The organism is Allocellulophaga tsushimaensis, from assembly GCF_055383085.1.
The window spans coordinates 722,958-739,693 of the sequence record NZ_AP039451.1 but is presented as its reverse complement, the minus strand read 5'-3'; the positions used below and the strand labels follow the sequence as shown (position 1 = coordinate 739,693).

At 31.2% G+C, this 16,736-nt stretch carries 19 protein-coding genes; 1 reads left to right on the top strand and 18 read right to left on the bottom strand.

Annotated features, from left to right (window positions below; all coding sequences use genetic code 11):
• Positions 1-182: 182 nt before the first annotated feature.
• From ACZ451_RS03305 to ACZ451_RS03245, 13 genes are all read right to left on the bottom strand, one after another.
• Entirely contained in the window at positions 183-1,358 is a 1,176-nt protein-coding gene (locus ACZ451_RS03305) for an FAD-dependent monooxygenase (RefSeq protein ID WP_464215668.1), read from the bottom strand.
• Between the two features lie 223 nt (positions 1,359-1,581).
• Complete coding sequence (locus ACZ451_RS03300) at positions 1,582-2,196, bottom strand: hypothetical protein (RefSeq protein WP_464215667.1); 615 nt, start codon at positions 2,194-2,196, stop codon at positions 1,582-1,584.
• Between the two features lie 218 nt (positions 2,197-2,414).
• Positions 2,415-2,885 carry a hypothetical protein gene (locus ACZ451_RS03295; RefSeq protein WP_464215666.1) on the bottom strand — a complete coding sequence of 157 codons (471 nt, stop codon included), beginning with the start codon at positions 2,883-2,885 and terminating at the stop codon, positions 2,415-2,417.
• Between the two features lie 247 nt (positions 2,886-3,132).
• Positions 3,133-3,753, bottom strand: coding sequence for a hypothetical protein (locus ACZ451_RS03290; RefSeq protein WP_464215665.1), 621 nt, complete (start codon positions 3,751-3,753; stop codon positions 3,133-3,135).
• Between the two features lie 210 nt (positions 3,754-3,963).
• Positions 3,964-4,701, bottom strand: a complete 738-nt coding sequence (locus ACZ451_RS03285; protein ID WP_464215664.1) for a hypothetical protein — start codon at positions 4,699-4,701, stop codon at positions 3,964-3,966.
• Positions 4,702-4,915: 214 nt separating this feature from the next.
• Entirely contained in the window at positions 4,916-5,392 is a 477-nt protein-coding gene (locus ACZ451_RS03280; RefSeq protein ID WP_464215663.1) for a hypothetical protein, read from the bottom strand.
• Positions 5,393-5,611: 219 nt separating this feature from the next.
• The gene (locus ACZ451_RS03275) at positions 5,612-6,373 is read right to left on the bottom strand and encodes a hypothetical protein (protein WP_464215662.1); all 762 of its coding nucleotides are present in this window, start codon (positions 6,371-6,373) and stop codon (positions 5,612-5,614) included.
• 63 nt (positions 6,374-6,436) lie between these two features.
• Positions 6,437-7,021 carry a Crp/Fnr family transcriptional regulator gene (locus ACZ451_RS03270; RefSeq protein ID WP_464215661.1) on the bottom strand — a complete coding sequence of 195 codons (585 nt, stop codon included), beginning with the start codon at positions 7,019-7,021 and terminating at the stop codon, positions 6,437-6,439.
• An 84-nt stretch (positions 7,022-7,105) separates the two neighbouring features.
• The gene (locus tag ACZ451_RS03265) at positions 7,106-7,903 is read right to left on the bottom strand and encodes a hypothetical protein (RefSeq protein ID WP_464215660.1); all 798 of its coding nucleotides are present in this window, start codon (positions 7,901-7,903) and stop codon (positions 7,106-7,108) included.
• Positions 7,904-8,085: 182 nt separating this feature from the next.
• Positions 8,086-8,535 (bottom strand): hypothetical protein, encoded by a 450-nt coding sequence (locus ACZ451_RS03260; RefSeq protein WP_464215659.1) that lies wholly within the window; start codon positions 8,533-8,535, stop codon positions 8,086-8,088.
• Positions 8,532-8,918 carry a hypothetical protein gene (locus ACZ451_RS03255; RefSeq protein WP_464215658.1) on the bottom strand — a complete coding sequence of 129 codons (387 nt, stop codon included), beginning with the start codon at positions 8,916-8,918 and terminating at the stop codon, positions 8,532-8,534. Before ACZ451_RS03255 ends, ACZ451_RS03260 begins: the two co-directional genes overlap by 4 nt.
• Positions 8,919-9,057: 139 nt before the next feature.
• Positions 9,058-10,170 (bottom strand): redoxin domain-containing protein, encoded by a 1,113-nt coding sequence (locus tag ACZ451_RS03250; RefSeq protein WP_464215657.1) that lies wholly within the window; start codon positions 10,168-10,170, stop codon positions 9,058-9,060.
• 161 nt (positions 10,171-10,331) lie between these two features.
• A complete protein-coding gene (locus ACZ451_RS03245) occupies positions 10,332-11,765 on the bottom strand; it encodes a hypothetical protein (protein ID WP_464215656.1) in 1,434 nt (477 codons plus the stop codon).
• Between the two features lie 184 nt (positions 11,766-11,949).
• On the opposite strand from ACZ451_RS03245, the gene ACZ451_RS03240 reads away from it, so the two are divergent.
• Positions 11,950-13,005 carry an IS110 family RNA-guided transposase gene (locus tag ACZ451_RS03240; protein ID WP_464214865.1) on the top strand — a complete coding sequence of 352 codons (1,056 nt, stop codon included), beginning with the start codon at positions 11,950-11,952 and terminating at the stop codon, positions 13,003-13,005.
• Between the two features lie 312 nt (positions 13,006-13,317).
• Here ACZ451_RS03240 and ACZ451_RS03235 read toward each other — a convergent pair whose 3' ends face one another.
• The 5 genes from ACZ451_RS03235 to ACZ451_RS03215 form a co-directional block, all read right to left on the bottom strand.
• On the bottom strand, positions 13,318-13,779 hold the full coding sequence (locus ACZ451_RS03235; protein ID WP_464215654.1) for a hypothetical protein: 462 nt from the start codon (positions 13,777-13,779) through the stop codon (positions 13,318-13,320).
• A complete protein-coding gene (locus tag ACZ451_RS03230; RefSeq protein ID WP_464215653.1) occupies positions 13,769-14,260 on the bottom strand; it encodes a hypothetical protein in 492 nt (163 codons plus the stop codon). The genes ACZ451_RS03235 and ACZ451_RS03230 overlap by 11 nt, the downstream gene beginning before the upstream one ends.
• A 365-nt stretch (positions 14,261-14,625) precedes the next feature.
• The gene (locus ACZ451_RS03225) at positions 14,626-15,066 is read right to left on the bottom strand and encodes a hypothetical protein (protein ID WP_464215652.1); all 441 of its coding nucleotides are present in this window, start codon (positions 15,064-15,066) and stop codon (positions 14,626-14,628) included.
• 143 nt (positions 15,067-15,209) lie between these two features.
• A complete protein-coding gene (locus ACZ451_RS03220; protein WP_464215651.1) occupies positions 15,210-15,746 on the bottom strand; it encodes a hypothetical protein in 537 nt (178 codons plus the stop codon).
• 303 nt (positions 15,747-16,049) lie between these two features.
• A complete protein-coding gene (locus ACZ451_RS03215) occupies positions 16,050-16,613 on the bottom strand; it encodes a hypothetical protein (RefSeq protein WP_464215650.1) in 564 nt (187 codons plus the stop codon).
• Positions 16,614-16,736 lie beyond the last annotated feature (123 nt).

Sequence of the window (16,736 nt, the reverse complement as noted above, 5' to 3'; positions counted from 1 at the left end):
TTTTTAAAATTATTATCAAAGTTCTGTATTATATGTTTTTAACTATTTATGTTTTGTTCATCAATGTGCTAAAAAGTGTTTCTGTATGATTTCCATGAGATTTTTTGGATACTGAAATTAGCAAATAAATCACAAATAGAATATTTGCAAGGATTTTATGAATAGGTTTGTACTAACAATGATTATAAACGGCTTAAGTTAGCAACAGTTCTATCAATTGAATACAATGCTATCATTTGTTTTTTCATAAATTTTTTTGGTGTATACTTTAAAACAAGATTTCTAATAATTTCCATTGGTCTATTAGTTATCGCAATTTTAGAGGTAGTTCGGGATTGTCTAACCAGTTTTTGAACTTTAGCTTTTCTACAATTATAGAATCTTTCAAATGCAATGTCAATTTTTTCTGAATTTTTGATAAAATTAGATAGGTAATATGCATCTTCTATTGCTTGTGCCCCTCCTTGACCTAAGTCAGGTGTCATACTATGAGCAGCATCTCCTATTAAACAAACACTGCCAGAATACCATTTATCTAATAACTCTAAATCTGATAAATCTCCTCTAATTATTTTATCATTTGTTGTATTTTTAATAAGTTTAGTTACGATCGGATGAAATTCATTAAATATTTCGGTTAATTGCGTTTTTAGGACTTCTTTATTGTCAATACCATTTGGTTCGCTTAGTTTTACGGCAAACCAATAGGTCTTTCCATCCTCTATTTTTGAAACTCCAAATTGTAATTTTTTGCCCCAAAGTGTAAATCCAATTGAAGCGAGCTTCTTTTCAATTTCAAAATTAGCAACTCCTCTCCAACAAGTTTGGCCTGAATATCTTAATCTACTATACAGAAATAATTGTTTCCGTACACTGGAGTGTATTCCGTCTGCACCTATAATTGAATTTGTAGTAATAGTAAAATTATCTTGAAACGTTACATTGTAGGAGTTGTCAGAGTTTAGCGAATACCCAACAAATGCTTTACCAAGAATAATGTTTTCCTTAGCTAGATAGGAATACAGAATCTTCTGTAATTTTCCTCTATGAATTGCCAGAGTACTATAACCAAACTTTTCTTTTACAAACAGCTGGTCCGAATCTGATATTGGTTTGAGTTTGTGGTCTGCTACTAAAATGCTATTAAAAGTATTTCCAGAACTTTGTATTTCCGTTAATAATTTTGGATTTATCCACTCAATTACTTGAAGTGCATTTGGTGAAAGCCAAATTCCAGCTCCAATTTCTTGTAATGTCTCTGCTCGTTCATATAGTTTGTAGTTAACACCTAATTTATCAAAGCACAAGGCTGTCATAAGCCCTCCAATTCCTCCTCCAATTATTGATATTGTATCCATTTAATGCAATTATTACTAACGGTCTTGCGTATGAAATGTAGTTTGCAAAAAGAAACTAAATTTCCGTCCTGATAGCTATCGGAATAACACAGAGCCGAATTTTTATCTTTTCTACTTTTAATTATAGCAAATTAAAAATTTGTAGGTCTTCATAAATAATAAAAAACCTTTTGATTTAGAACTTCATAGCTATATTTTATACCTGGTGTTGTTGTGCGTTTTATTAGCTAAATTTCGATTTTATTCTTTTCCAAAAAGTTTGTTTTCCCTTTTCAGTATTACCTTTTGTCAAGTTAAAAGTTATTGAAGATACTCGTCTATCAACCATTTTTATTTCGTTGGCATTTTCTGCTTCAGCATCCAAAAAAGATTGGGTCAGCATTTCAGACTGTTCTCTTAACTCTCCCCAAACAGACGAATCAAATACTTTGTTTTTTGCATCAATATGCTCAAATCCGAAATCTTTGATTAGAGTCAAAATTGTATGCATAGGTGAGATTCCAATAAGTTTTAAATCCGTAATCAATTTGTCAAAATTGATTTTTTCTTCAGAGCTTTTTAATTTATTTATCAATTCATTTTTTAAATAGTCTTTGGCTACTTCTTCGGCTTTTTCTCTTGCTTTTTCCCCTCCAATAATTCGCTCATTATATTCATTAGAGCTATCAATCTGATTTTCATTACAGAGCATATCGTAGACACCCCACCACCAATAATCTTCATCCATCCATTCAGCACGTAAGGTTAACCCTGACCACTTTGCAGTGCAATCATCATTTAAATCCCCGGTCCATTTTATTGGCTGGTTAAAATCTCTGTTATTTTCTTTTATTTTCATTAGTTCGTATATGATGTATTACCTGGGTTAAGGTATAAAGTAAGTAGGGCGTTCCTATCTGATATGCTTTACATGTTCTTTACAAGTTTGATTATTTTTTTGGAATGAGTTTGTATAAGATTAGTGGCGTGCTTTAAGAACTAAATTTAGTAAATAAATTCCACAAGGGTTTTCATAAGTAAACGTGCAATAGCAATTGATTTTATACAGTGATGTAACTAGTGTTTTTTATCCACTTTAGTAATTAAAACCCTACCTTGTTTTTTTGCTTCTGAATCTCTAATTCCACCAAGAATCACTCCTAAAATCATTCCGCTATTAATTCCAATCAATAAAGAATATACGCCTAGTATTGATTGAAATAATATGCTAAAAATTGAACCCATAACAATTCCAATTCCTGCTCCAATTCCAACGTAATAACCTTCAGGAACTAAAGAAAGTTTGTCTTTTAAGAATTTCTGAAATTCGGACAGTTTTTGTTTTAAGTATTTTTTTCTATGATCTAGGTCAACCATTAAATTCAGAGTTTCTAACTCAGATTCAATTGATTGAATCTGATTTTGAGTTAAATCTCTATTTTTTAAATCCGATAAAATTCCAATGTATTTATCGTAAATTTTTATTTCAGATTTTTCTTTAGAATCATTTTTCAAATTCAAGAAGAAATTTAATATTTCTTTTATCATACTGCTCTGCTATTAGCTATAACGATCAAGGTATAAAGCGAGTAGAGTGTTCCTCTCTGGTTTGCTTTACCTTTAGTTTTTTCATGTTCTATAAAAGTATGCTAATTTTTTTGGAATAGCGAGCACTATATGCAGCTTTTAGAACGCCTTATTCGTTTTGTATTTTATTGTGTGCTGTTGTCTTTAGACATTGAGAATATCACGGATTGTTAGCTTGTTAGTTAAGGCATTTAACACCTTGTTTAGCTTAGTTATTCACTACATTGAACTTTTTGCTTTCTATTAATCTCAATAAATTTTCTTTCCAATTCTTAGCCAATGAACCACCATTATCATTTTCTATTGAATCTGTAATTACTCCATTTAAAAGATATTCAGTTGAAGCAACAACTTTTTTATTGTCAATACTTATACCAGCTGGTCCTCTAGCAGAATGATGTTCATGCATTGGCATTTTAGAATAAGTAATTTTAAAACTATTTTTGCATATTTCTTTTGCGTGAATATTAAATTCAGAATCAATGATTGAAAGAATGACGAGAATTTGAGGACTAGCCCAAGAGCCAAATTTTAGACGATTCCATAAATCAATTTTAATTTCTGACTGTAGTTTTTTGGCAATTTTAAGAGTCGCAAGAGAAGCTACTAAATGTGGTCTCCAATTTTCACTCTTTAATAACAGTTTAATTCCGTCTACTACATCATTACTTGAATTTTTAGAAATTATATAATCGAGCCTATCAATACTTTTGGCGAGATTCCATTCTTTTGGCGGATTAGGAATGTCGTACAGATTCATAAGTGGTAAATGATTAGGATGTCCATTCCAAAAATCATTAAAAACTCCGAAATTTGGTCTTTCACCCATTTTTTTCTAATTAAACACCTTCGTTTCAGTTTATTACTTAGCTAAATATAAATATTTTGCTTTTATCTTTTTTTTTGAAAATACTAAATCCAAAAGATTTGGCGGTGATTGTTGATATTTCAGGTTTATAACTCAAGCAGCCAAGCCAGTATTGTTTATAGGTTTTGTTGTGCGTGGGCTTTTCCGTTTGGGCTATGTTTTAATAGAACTTTATTTTTTTTTGAATTCCAAAACATTTATTTGAATTTCATTCAATTCACAATTGAACATTTTTCCATTGATATCATATCCATAAAAGGCTATCCCGTCTTTACTCTCTGTTAAAATCAATGTTGGCCAGTTATGGGCAAACATTAAATCAAATCCCTTAACTTTTGCTAAACCCCAGCTTGGCGATTCCCAGCTTGGAATATTTTCAATTTGTTTCCTATGCATAATGAATTGGCTATCAAAATAAATTGTGTCATTAGATTTAGGAATGTTGGCAAATTCTGAGAAGTTTACATAACTAGGGGTATTGAATTCAAAAGCTTTTCCTGTTAACTTTTTTTTCCAATCAGAATTGTTTTTTAAAGTATCTGGGATTTTTTTTAGTACAATTTCACGTTGTACTGAACCAGTTAAGTTTAAGACTAGGCTATCTTCATTCATTTGATTAATCTTAAAAGAAAAACCATTCACATTTTCCTCTGATTTTAAATTAAACTTCACACCAAAGTCAAAATAATTACTACCACGAACATTTTCTAAAGAACTTAAATTATAATGATAAATTTTTTGGTTTTCAATATCCCAAACACCTTGTCCGTCACTTTTAAATTCTATCTGATTGTTGTCGGTTGTATGGTTAAGTACCCAAACTCCTTCTATTCGTTTGTTCAAAAAAAACAAATAACAACTACCTCCTAATAGAAAAAGAATAAGTATTGGTATGAACAGCTTTTTCATTTAATTCTTTAATTTTCAGGTTATGCACAACGGTTCGGCTAAGGCAAGTAGGGCAGGCAAGGAAACTTTTCGTTTCCGTCTGATCTGCAAGCCAGAGCTTTTTCTTTTTTAATTGCCATATCCGAAAGATTTGGTGGACTTAGTAAACAAATCCAAACCACTAAATTTAGAGCTTTATGCCCTATTTGCTATAGGTATTGTTAAGTTTAGTTATTTATTCCAGTTCCAGTAATAATTTAGGACCATCGTAAAATCCTTCTCGGTCGACTTGAATCATTCCAGAAAAGTTTTTTTCAAAGAACTGCATAAGTTCTCCATTTGCGTCATAACCTTTGTCCACGATATCATTTGTTGGCAATTGAACACAAATTATATATTCGGTCTTTTTTAAGTGTTCAGCCGCCTTTTTCTTTTTCAGTTCATAGAAACGTGGTTTACCGACTAACTCCAAAAACTCTTCTAATTCCTCTTCCGCAAGTCCGCCAGAATTTTCAAGTCCATTTAGTTCAACTAAAAGCGGCAATCTTTTTTTATCATAGATTAATTCAAAATGATTCCAGTTTTCAGTTAGCAACTCTGCTCCATTTAGATTAGAACTTACACCTATTCCATTTGCGATTACAAAGTCCAAAATACTTTGAACAGTCGGTTTATTTTTGGTTGCACAAAATACTCTTGTGAAATAACCCATATATTATTTTAATTAAGCCCAACGGTTCGGCTATGCCTAGTACGGTAATAAATAAGAGATAACTTTCCGATTAAGCACTTAGCCAAATTTTTTTATTTTGTTTTAATTTTTCATTGTTTAAACCCAAATCAAAAGATTTAACGGACATTATAAAAATACACTAAACTTTTAATTAAGCACTAAAACCTTTATTAATTATAGCCATTTTTGGCGGTAGTTTTATTTCCGCAGGGTGCTTTTTAATTCCTCTGCTTTTGTCCGTCCTGCTTTATACTCTGGGTCAAGCTCTATAGCTTTATCAAGATAACGTAAAGCCTTTTGGCGATATTTTTTTCCTTGATATTGATTGGCCCAGGCCCAATAAGTAAAGCTAAGAACTTTGGAGTTTGCGTAGTCAGAATTTTGTTCTGCTTTTTTGATTATGGCGCTAAAGTCCTTTTTTGAAAATTTACGTTTGCTAAAAAAGAACCAAGGTAAGTTCTCCGCTACACTACCTCTCAAAAATTCAGGCAAGTAGGTTATGTCTGAATATTTTTTGACGGCTTCTTCGAATAGGTCAAAAGACTTACCGAGTAAACTTAACTTTTTGGTTTCAGCTACAATCAAGGATAGTGCAGATGCTCTGTAAGATGCCACAAAAGGCATTAGTTCTTTGGTTGTACTTTCTGAATCAAAAAGTTCGCTTAAATGGTCAAAACTTTTCTTCGCATAGCCTTTATACTCTGTTTCTGATAGAAATGATAAATTCAAAGCAACTTCATGATAAACAATACCGATTCGTGTTTTATTGATTTCACTTGGCTCATTTTTGAAATCATATTCTACTTTTATCAGTTTTTCTTTGATTTCTGTAGTATCGATAAGCTCCATTACATCATCAAGTTTCTGTTCAATTGCCCGTAACTCTTTTAAGTCTAACTCTTGTGCTTTTACCGTGTTCATCATTGCGAATAGTATAAATGTTAATAATCTGTACTCCATAACTTTTAGTTTTAATTGAGTACAAATTTGCAAGTGAAATGGGTCTGAAAACGATGACTTATGTTAAGATTTTTCTTTTTTTTGTATTCGCGCTCTAATCCTGCTCAAGCTTTCAGGACTGATCCCAAGGAAGTTTGCAATGTGTTTCTGCGGTATTCTTTGAAAGAAATCGGGTCGGTTATTTATGAGATTTAAATAACGTTCTTCGGGCTTTTCGGAAGAAAGCGAAATTGCAATTTGTGTTGCTCGATTGGCAACTTCTTCAGTCATTAATCGACCAAATGTTTCGTATTTCGAACAATCTCGATACAAATCTCCTAATTGTTTCTTTTCAACCGTATAGATAACAGAGTTTTCCATTGCTTGAAGATTCATTATGCAATGTGTTTCTGTTGTAAAGCTTTGAAAATCTGTGACCCAAGAATTCTCAAAAGAAATGTCACAGGTTTTTTCAAGACCATTTTTTATATGAAAATGACGAATGGAACCCTTTGCAATAAAACCAAGAAAATTACAGATATAACCGTCTTCAAGGAGATATTCCTTTTTTTTCAATGTTCTTTGCACAAAATATTTGTCAATTAGTTTCAGTTCACTTGTGGAAACGGGCACGATTTTTTCACAATATTTTTTAAGTTCATTGAACATTCAAAAGGCTTTTTTAAATTACCGCCAAGGTTTCTTGTATGTTGCGTTTGCTTCCCGAAGGGAGCATATGCAATATACAAATTGTTATGTGCTAATTTTTTTATAAAAAAACCTAATCTTTTTAGTTAATACATTCTTTTCGAAAGTCTTTTCTTCGATTAAGTTATTTTCATTATCATATTTATATTCAATATGCTTATTTGATTTTATAAGCAATCTTTTAATTAAATTACTTTTTTCGTCATATTCATACGAAACAGTTAGATCTTTATTACCATCCTTGATATTATATACTTTTGACTTATTTCCTTCCTTGTTATATTCATATTCTGATAAACGAATTAATTTCCCGTTGGGATTAAAAGATTTAATTTTTGAATATTTACCATCTTTATTATAATAGTACTTACTACTTCTAAAATAATCTTCACTATTTTTTCGTTTGTTATGAAGTTCAGTATTTAAGTTCTTTTTATTATAAATGCGTTTCTGATGAATTAACAAAGTCCCGTCTGGTTTATGTTGAAAGTTATCTGTTCTGTTGCCATTCTCATCATACTTATAAGTTATAACAGTTGAAATTTCTCCAAATTTATAACCTGTTTGTTTTTCCATTAGCCCTTTTGAATCGAGTTCAATAGCATAACGATATCTTATTTCACCTTTTTCGTTAAATCTTAAATCTTTAATATGCTTTCCGTTTTTATTATAGAAGTCTTGATTAGTCAAAATGCTATCATTTGTTTCTAAATTAAATTCATAAGTTAGTTTTTCTCCAATCTGATTTTTAGCTCTAAGGTTTTCTTCTTTTTCGGATTCATTTTGTCCGAATAGTTGAATTGAAATAAATATTATAAAAAGAATAGTAAATTTTATTTTCATACTTGTTTTATTTGCACTTAACGTTTAACTATTATTAGTACGGGGGCAGAAAATCCGCGGATTTTCGTGTCGGCACAAGCCATAAGCTTTTCGGTTTTGTGTTTATTTTTTAGTTTTTAATAGCCAAATTAAAAATTTGGCGGACATTCTAAATATACGCAAACCTTTCGGTTAAGCACTTATTAGCTATGTTTTATACACCGTGTTGTAGTGCGTTTTTTCCAATTCTTTAATTTTAAATTTAATTTAAGTGTGCCAAGTATTACTCCCGAAAAAACTAAAAGTATAGTCAGCTTGTAATATTCTTGATTTGAAAACGATTCTGTAATAATCATAACTGAAGCCAAAATACAGGCAATTGGAATAAAATACGACATTACCATAATAGCTTTGAAAGCAATATTTTGTATTGTTGAATTGCCTTTTACCCAATTCAGTTGCTTTATTGAGACAATACTAATGAGATGATAAAACATATGAAAACCAATATTCATAACTAATGTAATTCCAAATTTATCTTGTACTGATAAGTTCTTGATTGGTATTAAAATCAAAATCAGACTTACTGCAATTAGAGTATATGCAATCAGTTTATAAAGTTTATGTAATTTATTTTCGGTCAAGGTTTTCAATTAAGTTTTTTATTTTCTAACTCCGTAAATCTTTGTTTGTCAGTTGTTTTTATTTCAGTCAATTCAAAGCGGTTTTTGTCTAAAATATTAAAATCAACTAGACTCAAATAGAGCTCAACAATATTTTTGTCTATCATTATCTTTCCACCACCAGTCCAATGTCTATCAGTTCCATTTTTCTTAATTCCAGAAACCCAATATTCGTCTCCGTTTTCTATATCAAAGTAATTTCCTGCAATTCCTTGAGCATTTGAATTTTTAAGTGCTCTTCCATTAAAATACACAGTCCGTCCAGATTTCGAAAATTCAGCCATTCCAATCCAAGCTGGTCCATTATCTCCAAATCCACTTTTCAATTCGATATATTTTAATTCAGGTTTCATTTTTCTCAAATGCACACAACGGTCTCGGCTATGAACAGTTGCATGGGTTAGCACGGACTTTTGCAAGTACACGACAAGCTGAAAATTCCGCAGGAATTTTCAGAAATAGGCGAGAACAAGCAATTACTTATAGCCATTGTTACCTGCTGGCTTTTTTTAAATTTGATTCAATAGTTTCTATCAATTTTTCGCCTCTCAAATTTCGAGCGACTATAATTCCTTTTTCATTAATTAGGAAATTATCAGGAATTCCATTAATTCCATAAATTAGATATGGGTCGGCCTTTCCGCCATTATCTTCCCAAAGATTAACCCAATTCAATTTATTTTTTTCTATTGATTTTAGCCAAATTTCTCTAGTTTGATCCTCCGAAACACTGACAATTTCAAATCCATCATTATTAAATTTAGAGTAAGCTTTTCTTAATGCTGGATATTCCTTAATGCAAGGACCACACCAAGACGCCCAAAAATCCAATAATATTAGTTTCCCTTCGAAGTCCGATAGTTTAGTGATTTCTCCATTTTCGTTCGGCATTGAAAAATCCACATATTTTTCACCAATTTTCGGATTTTTATTTAGCTTCAAATAGTGATTTATCGATTCTCCATAAGAAGATTTTTTTAAATTTTCGCTAAAATTATTGTACAATTCAGAAACAATTTTGTTTGGTAATGATGTAGAATAAAAGTCAAGAGTTTGAGCACTTACGTATGATTTTGGATTATTTCTAATAAAATTTTGCTCAATTTTCAATCTATTTTGCTGAACTTTTTTCAATTCTATTTTGGCAGTTACTTTTAAACTATCATTTAGTTTGTCATTATATACTATGCTTGAAAGACTATCTCGTCTTTTCCTATATTTCCAAATTGGTTGCCATAGTCTTACACTTTCTTTATGAGTTTCAGAACCTTTAACGATTGCATCTTTGAATTCTCCATTCTTAGCTTTAAAATGAAGACTCCCTGGCTCTATCCAAATAATACCATAGTTTCGTGAATTTTTAATGAGTAAAACATATTCTTTAGGATGTTTGGTTACTCCATTCATTGAAAACTTATTGTTTTCAATTTTAGTCGAATCCACAGGTTTATTATCCAACATTAAATAAATCCAACTGTCGTTCTCAATTCCTTCTAATTCTCCGTCCAGGACAAACTCATTTTCTCCAAGTTTGTTAATACTTTCTTTACATCCAGAGATTGTTGCAAAGAATATAATTCCAATTAAGATTATTTTGTTTTTCATCGTTGTGTTTTTCAGCTTGCAGGTAACGGTTTCGGCTATGAGTAGTTGCGTGGGTTAGCACTTATTTTAGCAAGTACACACCAAACTGAAAATCCGAGAGGATTTTCAGAAGTAGGCTAGAACAAGCAATTACTTATAGTCATTGTTGTGTACAGTAATTTTTAATTTAATTTATTCAGTTCAATTTCCAATTGGTCAAGGGTGAATTCTTGGAAATTTGTAAGTTCAAAATCTTTAGAATCAGTAAATGATTCTCCAACTGCAAGTGTCGGTTTTCCATTTGAATAACTTATTCCAATAACCTTTATTTCTTTTCCTTTTGGAATGTTCTTAAAGACTAAAACCCCATTTTCATAAGTTCCAGTCATTATGCTCTTAATATCTTTGAATATTATTTGAATTTTAGTTTCGGTTGGATTGTTGGTTTTTACAATAAAATCTGTTTTCTCTCTATCTTCAATATCCCAAAACCTATCGCAATTTATCCAGCCCATTTCTGTTGCAGAAAACATATAGTATTGTAATGTATTTTGGTCAATTTTTTGAATAACTTGATTTGTATAATCAGAATACTGATTCCTAAATTTTTGTTTAAATCTTTTCCAATTAATTGAACGACTACTCATAATTCCGAGAGAAAAATCCCAATCATTTCTTATATCTGTTTCATAGTTTTCAATATCAAAAGGTGGTAAGGATTCGAATAGTTCTCTTACAATTTTTAAAGCCTGTTTATTATATGTTATTCCAAAATCCTTATTTGGCCTTAAATTGTAGATTTCCCCCTTTTTATTGATGTAGAAATCGAAATCAGCTCTCCAGTTATTTTTGTAAAAAAGATGTGCATTTACACTATCAATATTTTTAGGGTCCTCTATAAATTCTACAACTGTTTCTTCTCTATTTAATAGTTTTATTTCATCAAATGTTGCAGTCCGCAATGAAATCCAATAACCATAGTCATAAAGGTCTTCAGTCATTTCAATAGGATACTCAATTTCATATCCTATGTCTTCTCCGATTAAATCTAAACTATCAATTTCAACTACAGTTTCTGTGGTCGATTTAGTCTCAAAGAATTTATAATCAGGAATCCAAGTTTTTACACTATCATTAAGTTTAAATTCATAGAACAAATCCATTTCTTTATCCAATCCGTTCTTTGGAAATCCAATAGCAATAGCTTTGCCTTGTTTTATGGATAGTTTTTTACCATCTGCTTCCGCATTTAGATAAACCATTCCGTTGGTTTCAAGTATTTTGTCTCCGGAAACAGTGTGAAGATTTTCGAAAATCATATCTGTAAGGCTAAAGCACTCTTTAATTTCGATTGTGATAGGTTCTTTTGGTTCAGTTCCATCTGTGAATTGAAATGCATTAGCAGGAATGTATATGGAAGTTCCTTTTTTGCCTTTTATAACACTTTCTTGGTTCCCTTGAATTTCGAAATTTTCAGTTATTGGGGAAAGAATAGAATCGATTTCGGTAATCGATTCGACAGGAATATTCCTATTCTTCTTTTTATCAGAGGAACAATTTGTAAATAGCAATGAAGCTATTAATATTCCCAAAATTATATTGATTGTTCTTGTCATTTTCTTATTGTGCACAACGGTTTTGTGTATGGCTTGTTGCGGGAAATTCGCAAGAATTTTCCGCCGTAACCTAAAGATAGTAAATTGCAATGAATTCCGATTAGGAATTCAGCCGCAATCAGCTATAGCATCGATGAAAAAGCAGTAAGTCGAGTATCTTTAAAGTGAACTAAAAATTAAAGATATGGAAACTCAAATTACTGCATGCCCTAAGTTATATATTGGCATTGACATACACAAGAGAAGTTGGAAGGTTCATTGTGCTACGGATTTATTTTCGGGTAAATCATTTAGTATGTCTCCTGATCCGGAACAATTGTATAGATATGTTTTAAAACATTTTTCTGCTCATCAAGTAAGTGTAGCTTATGAGGCTGGTTGTTGTGGTTATTATGCCCACCGTTGTTTTGAGAGTTATAGTTGGCGCAGCTTGGTAGTCAATCCTGCTGATATTTATAGAAAAGGTAAGGAGAAACATACCAAGACAGATAATATAGACGCACAGTTGATAGCTAGAGAGCTTAAAGATGGTCGTTTAGAAAGTATCATAATACGAGATATCAAGCGAGAAGAACTTCGTAGTTTGTTTAGAAGGCGAAATGATTTGGTTAAAGATTTTAGAAGGATTAAGAGTTACATCAAGATGCAGTTATTGTATTTTGGCATTAAAGAACCAGAGGAATTTGATAATGACCATTGGAGTCATAAGTATCGTAATTGGTTAGATGCTATAGTTTTTAAACATCCAACGGCAAAAGCTACTTTGGAGAGTCGCATGCGTTCCTTCCGATTTATAGATCAAGAGTTACGAGGTGTATCAACACAATTGAGAAGATACTGCAAGACGCATTATAAGAAGGACTATATGTTACTGAGAAGCATCCCTGGTATTGGCGGGATAGTTGCTTGTGGTATTTTGTGTGAATTAGGCGATTTACGCAGATTCAATAGTGTAAAGCATTTAGCAGGTTATGTGGGTTTAGCCCCAGGGGTTCATCAAAGTGGTGCTAACTATAAGATCATGGGTATTACACCACGTGCACATCGACTGATACGAAGTTATTTTGTTGAAGCCTCGTGGCAAGCGATACGTACAGATCCTGTGATGCAGGCATATTACCGTAAGCATATGGGTAAGAACGTAAAGAGTATTATTATCAAAGTAGCAAGAAAGTTACTAAGTAGAACATTAGCAGTTATAAAAACAGAGACTCCTTATACGATAGGAGTGATATCCTGATAAAAAGTAACCATAACAAAGCTCATAGATAAAGCTCGTATCACAAAACAACGTGGGTGATCTAAGGTATTAGAATCACATTTTTATAGCAAGTGACCGAGTTTATTATAACTTAATAATCATACAGATGCTGGTGACGTTTCGTAAAAAAGAATCGATCACAAATAGGCGATGTCCTGAGCTAGCCGAAGGGATGCGGAGCAAGTTATATTAAAAGAAAAAAAGGTGGTTTAAAGCAAAAAAGAAAATATTATTTATCTTTAGAGAACTGGACTAAGGCTTTTCATAGGACACGTTGTTGTATGCCGTTTTTTATTCATTTCGGATTATTATATTTTCAGTGAATTTAATTTCGGTAATGTCTGTTTTTTCATTTTTAAGTAGCAAGTCATTGATTACTTTAAATTCAGCACTTCGTCCAGCAATTTTGAGTATTACTTCACTTTCAGGTTTATTTCCAAAATAAACTTTTGTTTCTGATTCGATTATCGAATAAAATTGATTTTCCGAAAACTGTTTTGACCGTTGTTTTTTGTCAGACAGTTGTTCGATGTAATTTTCTCGCCAATTCATTTTTGGCAACATTTTTCGAACAAATGCGATTGGTAGGAAAGTCAAGATTTCGATTGCGTGATTTTCGTTTATTCCGTTTTGGTTAAGCAGGTACAATAATTCTTCATCCTTTGGACTTTCGTTCAAACTTGCAATCAGTTTAATCGATTTTTTCACGTCAGAATGAAATTCGGATATATTTATGTCTGTTTTATGATTCATTCGTTTTTAGTCGAATAATTTGGTTTATTTCATCAAATTCGGAAATAACCAATTCCATTTCGTTATTCGGATACATTTTCTCTTTTCCGAATTTTTCTTCACAATCTTTGAAGTCAGATATAGCATTAAAATTCTCACCAAAATTTGATATAATTCCTGTCGGATAAAAACATAAAATTCGGGATTTAATTTTTTCTCCGATTTTATATTTCATTTTCAATTCATTCCAGTCTGATTCAGATTCTATCATCGATTCTTTCCACAAAATGTCAAACTCCTCTTTTGAACTTAAGTTCATAAATTTTAAACCATCTTTTAAGTTTCCTTCAGGTAAAAAATACGGTTCTTTTTCAATTGTCAAATATGTATTGATTAGTTTATGTTTTGTCTTGTAAACTGCTCTTTCGCAATAGAATTCTTCATCTAATTCTAAAAAGCATTCAGTATAATCTTCGTCTGTATATTTAAAGTAATTTTTCATTTCGGATTTCGGTTCTCAAATGTTCGTAAAGGGAGATGGTTTACACAAGTTAAAGATTTAGGTTTACACTAAATTAATTTCAGAATAAACTTGCTATGATTGGCAAAATTCCGAAAATTACTAGTCCGACAATTGAAGTCCAATATTGATAATTTTTCTTCTCTTTTCTTATGCTACTTAAAATTATAAAAATGAAACTCAGTAAAAGTAAAACTGTTCCTAAAATTCCAAAATAAAACAAAACTTCTGCAGTATTATTACCTTCATTAAATATACTAGTGTAACTGATTGTCAGATAAAAGGAAATAATATTGATTATTAAAATCCAAATCATAAAATGGAAAGCCCATTTTTTAAAATTTATATTATCCATTATGAGTTTGAGTTAGCTTTCTAGTCAATGTCGTAATCCAAATTAGATTAGTTATTCCAATTCCGATAATCCCAAAAGTCGCAATGAATTGAGTAGGTGATTCCTTTCCAAAAGCGAGTGTTAGCATAATTAGAATAGGAATGAGTCCAATACTGATTTTCAAAATCAGATTTTGAGTTTTTAATTCCGCAATCCAAAGTAAATATCCGTTGAGAATTGCTAAAATCAGAGCTGGAAGTGGATATAAAATCAGTAAAAAGAAAATTTCTCCGTATTGTGTATTTTCATAAAACAATGGCGTGATAAAAATTCCGATTAAACAGAATAAAAATCCAATTATTATTATCGTTCGACGTTCCATTTGAGTGAGTTCAGCTTGTTGCCAACGTTTAGCTATGTATAGTGCGGAAGCAAAAAAATCACTGATTTTCAAGCTAGTACCTAGCCAAAGTTTATGTTTTGTTTTTATCTTTTCTAAAATACTAAATTTAAATCTTTGGCGACAAACTAAATAAGCAATTACTTTTCGATTAAGCCAAAGCCCGCATTATCGCATAGGTGTTGTTGTAAAACGTTTTATCTGTCCCAACCATCAATTATATAATTTTTTTCAGTTAGCTTTTTTTCAATCCCAGACTTTTGGGATTTAAACCATAATTCAAATCTTGTAGGATAGAAATTTTCAAAAGTTCCCTCATCAATTACAGTACTCCCTTGATAAAGTTGATATTTGTTACTCAATTTTGTTATAGTATTTTTTGTCCGATTACTTAATTTCCATTCAGATAACCGTACATTTCGCGTCAATTCAAATGCTTTTATATAAATCTCACCTTTTTCAATAGGCTTATGCCACATATAAAAATTATAACCTCCATATCCGTTCCCAATTACGACAAGTTTATCATCATTGATTTTTATTTTTTTTAATGAATCTATTTGAGAATTTGTTAGAAATTCAATTGGTTTTTCGAATTTTAAATTTTCAGGAATTTCTATATTATAAAATTTAGATTCTTGATAAGAATCATAAGATAATAATCCTATAAATGAAATTATTATTACTCCAATAATTATTCCGAGTATTAAGAATATTTTTTTTATAATTTTCATTTAATGTTTTACAACGCTCTGGGTATATCTTCCGGGAGGCGCAGCCTACCGAGTAGGAAGATTGCTGCGACTTCTTGAATATATGCCTTGTTGTGTGTAGTTATCTAAAGTAGTTAGAAAAGTCAACAAGTACAAAAATACTTATGGTAAAGTCGTGGCATACCCAGAGCTTTTTGTTTTGTATTTCTTTTTTCTTTTTCAATTACCAAATCCAAAAGATTTGGCGGACTTGGCAAACATGCCCAAGCCATTAAATGTAGCACTTTACGCCCTATTTGCTATAGGTATTGTTGGCAATAGTTTTTACTTTTTTGTTATCAATTTTTCAATCGAGTCAATTGCTTTTTGACCAATATTTTGAGCAGTGTAAAATTCAGTTTTAGAATTTTGCCAATCCTGTCCTTTTTTCTGAACATCCATCGCTAACTCTCCAATCCTTTGATTCAATTCCGGTTTATTAACTATCGTTGAGTCAACAATACTTTCAACGAAAGCAGGAATGTTTTCTTCCAATAATGTAACCGATTCTAGATAAGTAATAGTCGATTCAAATAATGATGTCACATTATGGTCTTTTTTTTCAGCTGATAGTAAATCGATATTTTCTTCTGTTTTCTTAACCAACTGTTGCGATAAGCTATAAATCCCTTCGATGTCCTCCATTTCAAAATTGTTGTCGCGGACTTTATACAATAGTGAATTAATATCTTCGGAGGCTAAATAAGTTTCATATCCAATATTTAGCGAGGTATGGGCTTGTTCAAGTGCCTTTGTTTTATCATATTGTTCTTCTACACAAGAATTCAGCAAGAGAATTATAAAAACCCATAATGCTGTGAAGTAATTCAATTGTTTATATCCTTTCAATTAGTGTTATTTAAATTATTGCCAACGGTTTTGGCTATGGTTTCGTTACGGAATGGTACGCGAGTATCATTCAGCCGTAATGAACTATAGCCGATGTTGTGCGTATTTTTTTATATATTTTCC

Bases quoted from the DNA above. Each gene is read 5' to 3' on its own strand.
- ACZ451_RS03245 (WP_464215656.1), bottom strand. From the start codon at position 11,765: ATGACAAGAACAATCAATATAATTTTGGGAATATTAATAGCTTCATTG.
- ACZ451_RS03300 (WP_464215667.1), bottom strand. From the start codon at position 2,196: ATGAAAATAAAAGAAAATAACAGAGATTTTAACCAGCCAATAAAATGG.
- ACZ451_RS03290 (WP_464215665.1), bottom strand. From the start codon at position 3,753: ATGGGTGAAAGACCAAATTTCGGAGTTTTTAATGATTTTTGGAATGGA.
- ACZ451_RS03220 (WP_464215651.1), bottom strand. From the start codon at position 15,746: ATGAAAATTATAAAAAAAATATTCTTAATACTCGGAATAATTATTGGA.
- ACZ451_RS03295 (WP_464215666.1), bottom strand. From the start codon at position 2,885: ATGATAAAAGAAATATTAAATTTCTTCTTGAATTTGAAAAATGATTCT.
- ACZ451_RS03240 (WP_464214865.1), top strand. From the start codon at position 11,950: ATGGAAACTCAAATTACTGCATGCCCTAAGTTATATATTGGCATTGAC.
- ACZ451_RS03275 (WP_464215662.1), bottom strand. From the start codon at position 6,373: ATGGAGTACAGATTATTAACATTTATACTATTCGCAATGATGAACACG.
- ACZ451_RS03235 (WP_464215654.1), bottom strand. From the start codon at position 13,779: ATGAATCATAAAACAGACATAAATATATCCGAATTTCATTCTGACGTG.
- ACZ451_RS03270 (WP_464215661.1), bottom strand. From the start codon at position 7,021: ATGTTCAATGAACTTAAAAAATATTGTGAAAAAATCGTGCCCGTTTCC.
- ACZ451_RS03285 (WP_464215664.1), bottom strand. From the start codon at position 4,701: ATGAAAAAGCTGTTCATACCAATACTTATTCTTTTTCTATTAGGAGGT.
- ACZ451_RS03250 (WP_464215657.1), bottom strand. From the start codon at position 10,170: ATGAAAAACAAAATAATCTTAATTGGAATTATATTCTTTGCAACAATC.
- ACZ451_RS03305 (WP_464215668.1), bottom strand. From the start codon at position 1,358: ATGGATACAATATCAATAATTGGAGGAGGAATTGGAGGGCTTATGACA.
- ACZ451_RS03255 (WP_464215658.1), bottom strand. From the start codon at position 8,918: ATGAAACCTGAATTAAAATATATCGAATTGAAAAGTGGATTTGGAGAT.
- ACZ451_RS03280 (WP_464215663.1), bottom strand. From the start codon at position 5,392: ATGGGTTATTTCACAAGAGTATTTTGTGCAACCAAAAATAAACCGACT.
- ACZ451_RS03230 (WP_464215653.1), bottom strand. From the start codon at position 14,260: ATGAAAAATTACTTTAAATATACAGACGAAGATTATACTGAATGCTTT.
- ACZ451_RS03265 (WP_464215660.1), bottom strand. From the start codon at position 7,903: ATGAAAATAAAATTTACTATTCTTTTTATAATATTTATTTCAATTCAA.